Origin of the sequence: Occallatibacter savannae (assembly GCF_003131205.1) — a bacterium.
In the GTDB taxonomy this organism is placed as follows: Bacteria; Acidobacteriota; Terriglobia; order Terriglobales; family Acidobacteriaceae; genus Telmatobacter; species Telmatobacter savannae.
Map to the genome: position 1 here is coordinate 236464 of NZ_QFFY01000002.1, position 12914 is coordinate 249377.

The following is a 12914-nucleotide window of genomic DNA, read 5'->3' on the forward strand; positions in this document are numbered from 1 at the left end:
CACCCAGCGTTTCACGGTGGGCTATTCTCGGATCTCCCTCCGGGAGAAGGGGCGAGGTGACGCCGTACGGTTTCAGGCGGGGCGGGCGGTCATCTGGTGGAGTTGGGCGCGGGTGGGGATGAGGGCTTGTTTGGCGGCGCGTTCGCCGGAACGGATGGCGGCGTGGACGGTGCCCCAGTGGCCGGTGACGTCAGTGTGTTCGCCGGCGAAGTATAGGGTGTTTTCGACGGGAGTGGCGAGTTCGAGAACGGCGTCGAGGCCGCGGGCAGGGACGTAGCTGTAGGCTCCAAAGGCGTATGGATCGGTCTGCCAGTCCTGTGTGGCGCAGCAGACGAGCTGGTTGCGCAGGTAGTCGATGGGCAGAGAGAAGATGCGGGCGAGCTCCTGACAGGCGATGTCGCCGACCTGTTCGCGGGTGCACTGGGCGAAGGAGGCCGAGCGCGGGCCGCCGATCCAGCCGGTGAGGGTGCGGGTTTCCCAGGGGTGGGCGGTCCACCAGACGGGGGGCATGGCGTCGTGCGCAAAGAGGAAGCTGAGCTTTGAGAGCTTGAGGTCGTCGTGCTCGGCCCACCAGCGGTCGCGGAAGAGGAGCGTGAAGCGGCGCACGGGTCCCATGGAGAGCTGGTGTGCGGCAATCAGGGCGTGGGGCACGGGGTCGAAGACGACGCCGAACTGGTGGAGTACGCCGAGGGGGACGGCGATGATGACTTTGCCGGCGGTGAGTTCGAGGAGTTCGCCGCCATCTCGAGCGTAGACCTCGACGCGACCGCGACGCCACTCGATGCGCTCGACGGGGCGGGAGAGCTCGATGCGTGCGCCGGCTTCGCGGGCTTTCCAGGCGAGGAACTGGGGGAGGCGGTCGTAGCCTTCGCGAATGCGGAAGACTTCGTCGCCCTGGATCTCGTCTTCCGCGTGTTGCTGGACGGCGAGGGAGTGGATACCGATCTGGCGATAGTCGGCGGCGTTGAAACTCTGGACGTAGTTGATGACCTCCTCGCGCTTCTCGGGTGAAAGCTTTTCGAGGGGCGGGTAGTCGGCAAAGGCGAGGTCAGGGCCTTTCCATTTCTCGAGCTGGTTGAGGAACTTGAAGATGGGGCTTTGCTCGTCGCATTTGCGGAGCTTGCCGTCGCGATGGCAATAGTCGGTTCCGTCGATGGGGTAGGTGCTGAGGCCGGCTTCGCGGATCAGGTCCCAAAGTTCGGGCGGGTGGCCGTGAATGAATTCGGCACCGAGTTCGAGGATCTGGTCGCCTTCGCGGATGGTGCGGATGCGGCCGCCGACGCGGTCGCGGGCTTCCAGCACGAGGACCTGGCGGCCGGCTTCGGCCAGACGGCGAGCCGCGGTGAGTCCGGCCATACCGGCACCGATAACCAGGATTCGTTGTCTGCCCGTTTCCATCTGGAAATTGGATGCGGCGCGGGTCCGGAAGTCAACGGGAATTGGGGCCACGCTTTGGGCTGAGCTGCATCTAAGCCCGGCAGGTCAAATTCTTAGTCTGGGCTTCAACTTCGGGTTAGTCGGGCTTCATTCTCCAATTTTGGGTCAGGGCCGGTCAGGCCCACGAGGAGTTTCTATGAACCCAGTTCGCCGAGTGCTCAGCGGCTTTGCCGTTGCGGCTGTAGTTTTCGCGCTCATATTGAAGAGCGCGGGGCAGGAACCCGCTGCGATGCAGCCAGAACCGGATGCGGCGAGGACCTTGCACCACATCAAGACCGTGTTTGTGATCGTGATGGAAAACCATAACTGGACGGGCGCGAAGAGCGGGAACATCAAAGGGAATCCGGCGGCGCCCTACATCAACTACACGCTGCTGCCGATGGCGTCGTACGCGAACAACTACAGGACTCCGCAGGGGGTTCATCCCAGTCTGCCGAACTACTTGTGGCTGGAGGCGGGAACGGGTTTCGGGATCAGGGATGATGGACCGCCGTCGGAGCACAACCTGACGACACATGAGCACCTCGTAAAGCTGCTGGAGAACGCGGGAATCTCGTGGCGCTCGTATGACGAGAACGTCACTGGAACGAATTGTCCTGTGCGCAACGAGGGAGCAACAGATGTGAATGGCGACATGCTTTATGCGCCCAAACACAATCCCTTCGTGTATTTCAGCGATCAGACGAATAACCGGTCGATCTCATCGGCGAACTGTATAGCCCATATTCGGCCCATGAGCCAGTTGGAACACGATCTCGCGTCGGGAAGGGTGGCGCGGTACAACTTCATCACTCCGAACCTCTGTCATGACATGCATGATAGTTGCGGAGGGAATGCGATCGCCCATGGGGATGCGTGGCTCAAGAAGACGGTGCCGATGATTCTGGATTCGACTGCGTACCGGAGCGGGGGAGCGCTGTTTATCACGTGGGATGAGGCGGCTTCAGGAAATGGGCCGGTGCCGATGATTGTGCTGTCGCCATTTGCTAAGGGGAATCACTACCACAATTCGACGTACTACACGCATGGGTCGACGCTGCGGACGATGCAGGAGATCTTCGGGGTTTATCCGCTGATGCGGAACGCGGGGAGTTCGACGGATCTGAGGGCGATGTTCTCGGTGTTTCCGTGAGACAGCTGTCAGCTGTCAGCTATCAGTCATCAGTTTTCAGTCTTCAGTAGCCAGTAGCCAGTAGCCAGTAGCCAGTTGCCAGTTGCCAGTTGCCAGTTGCCAGACTCCAGCCTCCTATTCACAGCTAGGTTACCCACGTCTCCAATTGCGGGAGACGTGGGGCAGCCGAGGTTCTGGAGAAGGTAATAACTGCCCGGAACTGAGGGGATTGCGTTTCCGTAGATAATGGGGGCGCGGTCTAGCCGGTTTTTGGTTCGGCCGCTGAGGAAGAGGAGAACGATGCGCAAGTTTGTCGTTGGGGTGTTGGCGTGTGGGCTGGTGGCAGGGGCTTCTTTGCTTTCGGGGGTGGCGCAGGGCCGGGTTACGAAGGGCGGCTCGGGGCAGATCGTGATTGTGTTCAAGGACGGGCACCGGCAGAGCTTCAGCATGGCGGATGTGGCGCGGATTGAGTTTCCGGGGAACTCGGCTGTGGCGGATGCAGGACCGACGCCTGCCGGGGCGCCGCCCAGGGGCCACTTTCTGGGAAAGTGGGAGGTGGGAGACGGGAACGGCGGGAAGTTTTCCATCATATTGAACGACGACGGGAGCGCCTGGCGGTCGCTGCGCCACGTACGCGGACGCTGGGCGTATGTGAACGGAGAGGCGCGGGTTACGTGGGATGACGGAGCGCAGGACTGCATCCGGCGGGTGGATGGAGAGGACAAGAAGTTCGCCTTCCGCGAGGGGAAGCGGTTCACGGATGATCCGGACAATGTGACGGAGGCGCGGAATATGAGTAGAGGGCCGGTTTAGCTCTCAGCTCTCAGCCATCAGCCTTCAGAGTCTACTGGTGCGCCAGCCTGCCGAGCCGGATTGTGGCAGATCAAAGCCAGTCTGCAACAGGGTGGCGGAACCTTGTCCCATCGGGGTGCGTACCGATTGATGAGAGGGTAGGATGGGCTTGTCGGTTTCTGAGGCCGATGGGCGGGTTCGGACGTCTCTCAAATACCGGGGATATTGAGGATTCTTGCGCCGGATAGCGGCTGAGGCAGTCCCTGCTTTTTGATCCCTGGGCGCGCGCAGGACACTGCGCAGACGGTTCTGGAACACGGAAAGTGGATTCATGAGCATTCTCGAGGCTTTCAAGCTGGCGTTTCAATCGTTGTGGGGCAACAAGATGCGCTCCATCCTGACGCTGATTGGCGTGGTGATGGGCGTGGCCTCGGTGATCATGGTGCTCACGCTGGTGCAGGGAGCGAAGAAGTACATCTCGACAAAGCTGTCCGGGTACGGCGCGGATGTGTTCACGGTGAACCGGATGTCGAGCGTAATTCTCTCGGCGGACCAGTACTTCAGCTTCCAGAAGCGAAAGATTCTGCGGATGGAGGATTACGAGGCGATCAAGGAAGGGTGCACGCAGTGCACCGAGGTCGGGGCTTCGCTGTTCAAGTCGACCAAGGTGGTCTACAACGGGCACTCGAGCAACAACACGCTGGTGCGCGGGCTGACGTCCTCGATGATGTCGCTCAACAATATCGACATCGCGCTGGGACGCGGATTTACGCCGGCGGACGAGGAGCATGCATTCCACAACTGCATTGTGGGGTACGACATTGTCGATAACCTGATCGGGGACGGCGATCCGCTGGGCAAAGAGATCAGGGTCGACGGCATTCCGTTCACGATTGTGGGTGTGGGCGACCGGCAAGGCAAGACGCTGGGGCAGTCGCAGGATAATTGGGTGTCGATTCCGATCAGCGTTTACCAGCAGATCTACGGCTACAACGATTCGGTGGACATCTATGCGCGCGCGTCGGGAACATCGGATGTAATGGCGCGTGCCGAGGATGAGGCGCGGGTGATCATGCGCGCGCGGCGCCATCTCGGGCCGGGAACTCCGGATGACTTTGAGATTCAGACGAACGATACGTTCCTCGACATTGCAAATCAATTGCTCGGCGTTTTTGCCTGGGTGGTGATGGGGCTGGGTTCGATCGCTCTGGTGGTGGGCGGCGTGGTGATCATGAACATCATGCTGGTGAGCGTGACGGAGCGGACGCGGGAGATTGGCGTGCGCAAGGCTCTTGGCGCGAAGCAGCGGGATGTGCTGGTGCAGTTTTTGATTGAGAGCGCTTCGCTGGCGGGCATCGGCGGGGTGTTTGGGATATTGATGGGCGTGCTGGTGGGCAAGCTGATCACGGTGTTTGTGGGCTTCCCGACGGCGGTGCCGCTATGGGCGGTGTTCCTGGGACTTTTTCTTGCAAGCGGAGTGGGGATCTTCTTCGGAGTTTATCCGGCGAGCAAGGCGGCGAGGCTGGATCCGGTGGTCGCTCTAAGGGCGGAAATGTAGGAAGACAGTTACCAGTTACCAGTTGCCAGTCTCCAGTTCAAGCAAAGTAGTTCTAGCGAGGTCGGAAAGATGAGAAAAGAATGTCGAGGGGTTATCGCGATCTCGTGGTTTGGCAGAAGTCTATGGAGCTGGCAGCAGCTATCTATCAGTTGAGCAAGCAATTTCCGCGCGAAGAGATGTATGGAATCACCAGTCAAATGCGTAGATCGGCCGTTTCGATCGCAAGCAACATCGCCGAGGGACACGGCAGATTGAACTCGAAAGAATTCGGACAGTTCCTAGGGATTGCACGGGGATCAACTTATGAGTTGCAAACACAACTAGAGCTTGCAAGAGAGCTGCAGATCGGTGTGGATGGCCAGATCGAGAAATCTCTGGAGATGTCCGAGGAAGTAGGTAGGATGCTTTATTCGCTTATTCATTCAGTGCGAAATATGCGCTCTCGGCTTAGCGCGGACTGACGACTGGCAACTGGGGACTGGCAACTTCAATCTTGGAGTGACGGAAACATGCGGGGACAACAGGCGGGCGAGTCGGTGAAGATGGCGCTGGAGACGATTCGCACGAACAAGCTGCGGTCGGGGCTGACGATCTTGGGAATCGTAATCGGCGTGACGACGGTGATCACGATCTCGTCGGTGATCAGCGGGCTGAATAATCGCGTGCAGGATTTTGTGAGCTCGCTGGGGAGCAACGTTTTCTGGGTATTCCATATGCCGGTGATCGGCGTGCGGCCAACGACGGAGATGCTGGCGCGGAAGAAGCTCAACTTTGACGACGTGGTGGCGCTGCGCACGCTGCCGCATGTGGTGGCGGCCGATGGAGGGTATCAGCACGTAAAGTCGCAGTTCCGTGTGGGCGACGTTTCGGTGCGCTACAACGGGAAGAAGATTGCGGGCACGATCCTGCAGGGATCGACAGCGCAGGTAGCGCTGGTGGCGAATTTTACGATTTTGCAGGGCCGCCTCTGGACGGACGAAGAAGACAAGCGCGCCGAGCACGTTGTGGTACTGGGACACGATACGTGGGAGGAGCTGTTCGGAGATCAGAACGCGATCGGCAAGGAAGTGGCGATTGAGTCGGGGCTCTACACGGTGATCGGAGTGCTCGACAAGCAAAAGCAACCGTTCGGTGGCGGAAAAAATCCGCAGGACAACATGGCGTATTTCCCGCTGGGCACGTTTCACAACCTGCATCCGGAAGACAAGGATATGTGGGTAAGCGTGAAGTACGACGATCCGAAAAACAAATCCCTCGTGGAAGAAGAGATCCGGGAGATGTTGCGCATTCGGCGCAAGGTGAAGGTGGATAAGCCGGATGACTTTGAGATCTTCGGGCCGGACTCGCTGTCGAAGCTGTGGAACCAGCTGACGGGCGGCCTGGTGCTGTTCATGATTGCCGTGTCGAGCGTGGGGTTGATGGTGGGCGGCGTAGGCGTGATGAACATCATGCTGGTGAGCGTGACGGAGCGGACGCGCGAGATCGGGGTACGGAAGGCGATTGGGGCGACGAAGAAGACGCTGCTGGTACAGTTCACGACCGAAGCGGTGACGCTGTGCGCGGTAGGCGGCGTGATCGGGATTCTGGTGGGCGCGGTGCTGACGTGGATCATTTACTTCCTGCCGATCGGGCTGCCGGCAACGATGTCTACCTTGTGGGTGATGACCGGGTTTACGGTGTCGTGCGGAATCGGGCTGGTGTTTGGGATTTATCCGGCGTGGAAGGCGGCGAACCTGGATCCGATTGAGGCACTCCGCTACGAGTAGCGGAGTGCTTCAGGGGCTAGGGACATAGGCTCGGAAAGCCGACGCGAATACCGGTGCTTCGATGCGCGAATCTGGCGCATAATGGTTGCCATACTGCCACATAAGGAAGAGCCGGCGCGTGATGGCCCAGGGACAGACGCGGGAATCCGTCAGGATGGCGTTGGATACGCTGCGGACGAACAAGCTTCGCTCGGGGCTTACGATTCTCGGCATTGTGATCGGCGTGACCACGGTGATCACGATTTCTTCTGTCATTACAGGACTCAATAATCGAGTGAATGACTGGGTGACCTCGATGGGGTCGAATGTGTTCTGGGTATTCCACATGCCGTTGATCGGCGTGCGGCCCACGACCGAGATGCTCACCCGCAAGAAGCTGACGCTGGATGATGTGCTGGCGCTGCGAGACATGCCGCATGTGGTGGCGACGGACGGCAGCTACCGGCACGTGAATGAGCAGTTCCACGTGGGCGATGTGGACCTGAAGTACAAGGGACATAAGATTTCGGGCGCATTTCTGGCGGGCTCGACTGCGCAGACGGAGTTTATCTACAACCTGGCGATGACGGCGGGGCGGTTCTGGACCGAGGAGGAAGACCAGCGGCATGCGCACGTGTGCGTGATGGGGCACGATACGGCCGAGGAGCTGTTCGGCGGCGACGATCCGATCGGGAAGGAAGTGAACGTCGGGCCGGGGATGTACACAGTGATCGGGGTGGTGGACAAGCGCAAGCAGCCGTTTGGTTCGGGGAAGAATCCGGCGGACAACGGGCTGTATTTTCCGCTGGGGACGTTTCACAGCCTGTATCCCGAAATCAAGGACATGTACATCAGCGTGAAGTACGACGATCAGCGGAACAAGACGTTGGTGGAGGAGGAGATCAGAGAGGTGCTCCGGGTCCGGCGCAAGGTGAAGCTCGATAAGCCGGATGACTTTGAGATCTTCGGGCCGGATTCGCTGTCGAAGCTGTGGAATCAGCTGACGGGCGGACTAGTGCTGTTCATGATCGCGGTGTCGAGCGTGGGATTGATGGTGGGCGGCGTAGGCGTGATGAACATCATGCTGGTGAGCGTGACGGAGCGAACGCGCGAGATCGGAGTGCGGAAAGCGATCGGGGCGACAAGGCGGGCGCTGCTGCTGCAGTTCACGGTGGAGGCGGTGACGCTGACGGCGCTTGGAGGCGTGGTGGGAATTCTGATTGGCGCGGTGCTGACGTGGATTGTGTATCTGCTGCCGATTGGCTTGCCCGCGGCGATGTCAACGTTGTGGGTCGTGACGGGGTTCACGGTGTCGTGCGGGATTGGACTGGTGTTCGGGATTTATCCCGCGTGGAAGGCGGCGAATCTGGATCCGATTGAGGCACTCCGCTACGAATGATGAGCTTCTAGTTACTAGCTGCTGGCTGGAGGGTGAGCGGTGTCTTGCTAGAGGCTAAAAGCTAGGGACTGGAAGCTCGAGTTCGCTAGACTGACTTCGTGCAATCACATGCATTGGCGGTGGGGGTTGAGGGACTGACCACAGTGCTTACTGTGGCGGGGATGGGGTACTTTGTTGCGGCGCTGGCGGCGGCGCGGCTGTTTATCTCTTCGCGGCGGCAGCCCCTGGGGAGTTATGCGCCGGGGGTGTCGATTCTGAAGTCGCTGAAGGGGCTCGACCCGGGGATGCTGGATGCGTTCCGCAGCCACTGCAGGCAGGAGTATGCGGGGGAGTACGAGCTGCTGTTTGGGGTGGGTTCTCTGGAAGATCCGGCGGTGGCGGCGGTGCGGGAGCTCGAGGCGGAGTTTCCGGAGCGAGTTATTCGACTCATCGAGTGTCCCGAGCGGCTGGGGTCGAATGGGAAAGTCAGCACGCTGGCGCAGATGGTGCCGCATGCACGGCACGAGTTTCTGCTGGTCAATGATTCGGATATCACGGTGAGCGCGCATTATCTGACGCGGGTGATGGGGCACTTCGCTCCGGAAGAGGCGAGGCCGTTTCATCAGGCGCCGAAGCCGGTGGGTTTGGTCACCGCGTTGTATCGCGGGCGGGCGCATGGAACTCTTGGTTCGCGGCTCGAGGCGCTGACGATCGCGACGGATTTTATGCCGAGCGTGCTGATGGCACGGATACTGGAGGGCGGGCTGCGGTATGGGCTGGGTTCAACGCTTGCGGTGAGCCGCGAGGCGCTGGGGAAGATCGGCGGGTTTCCGGCGATCGCCGATCAGCTTGCGGACGATTACGAACTGGGAGAGCGGATCTACAAGGCTGGATATCGCATTGCGCTGAGCTCGGATGTAGTGGAGACAAGCGTGCCGGCGTATGACTGGCGCGGGTTCTGCGATCACCAGCTGCGCTGGCTGCGCACCGTGCGCGATGCGCGGCCCGGCGGATATGCGGGGCTGATCTTCACGCAGGGATTGACGCTGGCGCTGCTGAATGTGGTGGCGAGCGGTGCGAGTCCGGTGAGCTTGTGGCTGCTGGCGCTGTGCTTCTTTCTGAGGTTGTCGCTGGCGATGACGGTCGGAGCGGAGGTGCTGGGCGATCACCAGGTGCTGCCTTCGCTATGGCTGCTGCCGGTGCGGGATGTGATTGCGACGGGGTTGTGGATTGGGGGATTCGCGTCGAACACGGTGGTGTGGCGGGGCGAGCGGTTTGAGGTGCGGAAGGGGAGGCTGATTCCGGCGATCGATCAACGCAGGGGCTGAAGCCCAGTTTTTGATGGACTGTTTTCGGCACGACTAAAGTCGTGCCCTGACGCTTCTGGCGCCACCGACAGTGCCGTGTCTTCTGATGATCGGCATTTTCGTTCCCACCCAAGCAGAGCTTGGATGGGGCACCCGAGGTTCGTTGATCCGATACGGCAGCCGCCGATTTGCGATGTGGTGGGGCCGGTTCGAAACTATTCCGGCGATTTGTGACGGATTCACGGATTGCCGCTATCGACGCGCGGGAGGGGTCTGGTAGATTTGGCCTCACGCGGTCCATGGTTTGCTGTTTGCGCTGGTGAAAACCGGGAGACCGTACAAGGAGAGATCGATGCAAATCCCCTCACAGATTGTCAGCCGGATGTTGTTGTGTTGCGCGGTCGCTGCGGCACCCGCATTTGCTCTGGCACAGGATTCGGCGAAACCGGCGAAGCCGGCGGTAGGCACGGCTATGTCGCCGTCCGAGACGTATGGAAAACTTCTCAGCGGCATGGAGAAGGAGTTTGTCGACGCGGCAGAGGCGATGCCGGAAGACAAATTCGACTTCTCTCCTGCTGCGACGGCGGGCGACTTCAAGGGCGTGCGCAGCTTCGGCGCGCAGGTGAAGCATGTCGCGGATGCGAACTGGTACTTCTTCGGCGGCAACATGTCAGAAGCAGACTTGAAGGCGAAGAGCGATGCGATCGAGAAGCTGAAATCGAAGGCCGAAATCATTCAGGCGTTGAAGGACTCGCTGGCGCAGGCGCATACGTATGTAAGCGGAATTACGGCCGAGAATGCGTTTGTGATGACGGAGCATGGAACGCGCGGCGGAATGGCGTCGTTCGGGCTGGCGCACATGATGGATCACTACGGACAGATGGTGGTTTATCTGCGGATGAACGGGATTGTTCCTCCGGCGAGCCGCGGCGGCGGCATGTAAATCGGAGCAAGAATCAGAAGAGGCCCGGAGCCTGACGGCGGCCGGGCCTTTTCTATTGCTCGCGAATCGCGGAGACGGGGTTGATGCTCATGGCGCGATGAGCCGGCACGTAGCAGGCGAGCACGGAGATCACTGCGAGAAGCGCAACGACTGCCAGAGCGGTGATGGGGTCTGTGGGACTGACTCCATAGAGCATGCTGGCGATGAAGCGGGTGAGACCGAAGGCGAGAGCGAGTCCAAGAGCAAGGCCGGCGATGGTGAGTTGAATACCCTGCATCAGGACGAGGCGCATGACATCGGCACGGGATGCACCGAGGGCCACGCGAATGCCGATTTCGTGGGTGCGGAGCTGGGTGCGGTAGGAGATGACGCCGTAAATTCCAGTTGCCGCAAGTACGAGAGCGATGATGGCGAAGATTGCGGCAAAGGTGCTGGCCATGACGGGAAAGATGGTGGAGGCGCGAGTGGTCTCCTCAAGCGAGCGAACGTCAAAGGTGACGAGTTGCCGGTCGACCTGGTGGATAGCTTCTTCGATGGCGGGTGCGAGGGCGTCGGGATCGCCGGTGGTCTGGACCATGAGGGTGGGATCGTCTGGGTTCTGAAAGAAGCTGCGGTAGATCATGGGCTCGACCGGCTCGTTGACGAACTGGTGTTTTGAATTTCTTGCAACGCCGATGACGGTGTACAGGCGGCCCCAGATCTTGACGTGACGGCCGAGTGGATTCTGGCCGGGCCAGTATCGATCAGCAAGGGTTTGGTCGACGATGACGACGGGAGGCGCGGTGCGAGTGTCATCGCGTGTGAAGTCGCGGCCGGCCGTGAGCGGAATTCCCATCAGGGAGAAGTAGCCGGGCGTGACGTCGGCGCGGCGCACTTCGTGCGACTCGTGGAGTTGAGGGACGTAGTCCTCGGGGTAGACGTCGGCGTTTCGGCCGTTGAAGGAGAGCGGAAGCCAGTTGGTGAGAGCAGCCACTTTGATTCCGGGGACAGCGGAGACGCGCTCAAGGATCTTGTGCTCGATGAGGTCTGCTTCCTTATCGGAGTAGCCGGCGATGCCCAGGGCGAGAGATGCGGTGAGGACGTGATCCTGGCGGAAGCCCGGGTCGGCGCCGCTCATGTTGCGAAGCGTGCGCAGGAATAAAGCGGAGGAGACGAGCAGGGCCAGGGAAAGCGCGATCTGCGTGACGACCAGGCCGCTGAGGAGGCGGCGGTGGTGTCCGCCGGAGATGGCGCCGGCCTCTTCCTTGAGCACTTCGGCGGCGTTGACGCGGGAAGAGCGAAGCGCGGGAAACGCGCCGCAGATCAGGGTCGCGAGCATCGAGAGCACGACGATGATGCCGATGACGTTGTGATCGACGGTGCCGTTGAGCACGATGGGGTTCGCGTTGGGGGGGATGAAGTCGGCGAAGCGTTTCGCTGTCCATGCGGTTAGGGCGAGGGCGACGAGACCACCGGCGAGCGACACGATCAGGCCTTCGAGGATCATCTGGCGCATGAGCTGAAAGCGGCCGGCCCCGAGCGACTCGCGGATAGCGATCTGGCGACGACGGGCCACGAAGCGGACAAGCGCGAGGGTTGCCACGTTGACGCAGGTGAGCAGGAGAACGAACGCGGCGATCGCGAGCAGGATGGGGAGAGAACGGGCGAGATAGACATTGGCTCCGAACGGGGAGCGCCACATGGGATCGAGGGTGATGTTGTTTGCGCCGATGTGCTCAGTGGGGTAGGCCACAACGATCTGGCGCATCATGTTTTCGAGATCACCGGTGGCCTGCTGGCGGGTGACACCGGGTCTGAGACGCGCGAGGACATTGAGGTAATTGGCGCTGCGGTGGGTCATGCGCCATTTGTCGGTTCCGAGAGGATCGATGGGAACCCACGCATCGTGACGAACGCCGGGCATGGCGTTGATGAAGCCTTCAGGTGCGACACCGATGATGGTTCCTGACTGGCGAGCGAGTTCGATGGGCTTGCCGACGATGTTGGGATCGCCGCCGAATATGTTTTTCCAGAGCGAGTAGCTGAGGACTACGTAGCGAGCGCCGCCTTCGCGGGCTTCTTCGCCCGGGAGAAAGAATCGGCCAAGTGCGGGCTTGATGCCGAGGACGTCGAAGAAGTTGGCGGAGACGTTGGCGACGTAGATGCGCTCAGGCATGCCGTTGCCGGTGAGCGTGAGCCAGTCGTGGTGGTAGGCGAGCATTCCGGTGAAGGAGTGGTTGCGCTCGCGGAGATCGCGGTAGTCGAGATAGGAGAAGGGCGGCGCGGGCGAGGTGCTCCACTGACCGCGCATGACGCTGACGAGTTCGCTAGTATTGCGGGCCTTGGGGACGGGGTTGAGCATGGTGCCATCGATCCAGCTGAAGACGGTGCTGTTGGCGCAGATGGCGAGCGCCAGCATGAGGACGGCGGTGAAGGTGAATCCGGGGCTCTTGCGTAATTGACGCAAGGCAAAGCGTATATCCCCAAGCAGTCCGGCCATGGACGCCTCCATAGAGTGCTCTTGGGGAATGAAGAGTAGTTGAAAGCGATGGAGCATGCCGTGCGCCAAAGCACGGTGATGGGCAAGACCAATGTCACCTTTGGTTTAGGAGAACGGGGGACGGACGGCGGCGGGGGAGACTTTGTCCGCTCCGGCGTGCGGGT

10 protein-coding genes are annotated in these 12914 nt (G+C 60.6%); 8 read left to right on the plus strand and 2 right to left on the minus strand.

Annotated features, from left to right (window positions below; translation table 11 throughout):
- Window positions 1-72: 72 nt before the first annotated feature.
- A complete protein-coding gene (locus tag DHV10_RS08465) occupies window positions 73-1449 on the minus strand; it encodes a flavin monoamine oxidase family protein (protein ID WP_109485923.1) in 1377 nt (458 codons plus the stop codon).
- Window positions 1450-1573: 124 nt separating this feature from the next.
- On the opposite strand from DHV10_RS08465, the gene DHV10_RS08470 reads away from it, so the two are divergent.
- From DHV10_RS08470 to DHV10_RS08505, 8 genes are all read left to right on the plus strand, one after another.
- Window positions 1574-2569 carry an alkaline phosphatase family protein gene (locus DHV10_RS08470; protein WP_162601333.1) on the plus strand — a complete coding sequence of 332 codons (996 nt, stop codon included), beginning with the start codon at window positions 1574-1576 and terminating at the stop codon, window positions 2567-2569.
- Window positions 2570-2848: 279 nt separating this feature from the next.
- Complete coding sequence (locus tag DHV10_RS08475; protein WP_109485924.1) at window positions 2849-3361, plus strand: hypothetical protein; 513 nt, start codon at window positions 2849-2851, stop codon at window positions 3359-3361.
- Between the two features lie 310 nt (window positions 3362-3671).
- A complete protein-coding gene (locus tag DHV10_RS08480) occupies window positions 3672-4898 on the plus strand; it encodes an ABC transporter permease (protein WP_109485925.1) in 1227 nt (408 codons plus the stop codon).
- Between the two features lie 80 nt (window positions 4899-4978).
- Complete coding sequence (locus tag DHV10_RS08485; RefSeq protein ID WP_109485926.1) at window positions 4979-5359, plus strand: four helix bundle protein; 381 nt, start codon at window positions 4979-4981, stop codon at window positions 5357-5359.
- A 48-nt stretch (window positions 5360-5407) separates the two neighbouring features.
- Window positions 5408-6664: an ABC transporter permease gene (locus DHV10_RS08490; RefSeq protein WP_109485927.1), complete on the plus strand. Its 1257-nt coding sequence runs from the start codon at window positions 5408-5410 to the stop codon at window positions 6662-6664.
- 121 nt (window positions 6665-6785) lie between these two features.
- Window positions 6786-8042 carry an ABC transporter permease gene (locus tag DHV10_RS08495; RefSeq protein ID WP_109485928.1) on the plus strand — a complete coding sequence of 419 codons (1257 nt, stop codon included), beginning with the start codon at window positions 6786-6788 and terminating at the stop codon, window positions 8040-8042.
- Window positions 8043-8140: 98 nt separating this feature from the next.
- Entirely contained in the window at window positions 8141-9349 is a 1209-nt protein-coding gene (hpnI, locus tag DHV10_RS08500) for a bacteriohopanetetrol glucosamine biosynthesis glycosyltransferase HpnI (protein ID WP_239461401.1), read from the plus strand.
- Between the two features lie 331 nt (window positions 9350-9680).
- Window positions 9681-10271 carry a DinB family protein gene (locus tag DHV10_RS08505; protein WP_162601334.1) on the plus strand — a complete coding sequence of 197 codons (591 nt, stop codon included), beginning with the start codon at window positions 9681-9683 and terminating at the stop codon, window positions 10269-10271.
- Between the two features lie 52 nt (window positions 10272-10323).
- On the opposite strand, the gene DHV10_RS08510 is transcribed toward DHV10_RS08505, so the two are convergent.
- Window positions 10324-12750 (minus strand): ABC transporter permease, encoded by a 2427-nt coding sequence (locus DHV10_RS08510; protein WP_109485931.1) that lies wholly within the window; start codon window positions 12748-12750, stop codon window positions 10324-10326.
- Window positions 12751-12914: the final 164 nt, after the last annotated feature.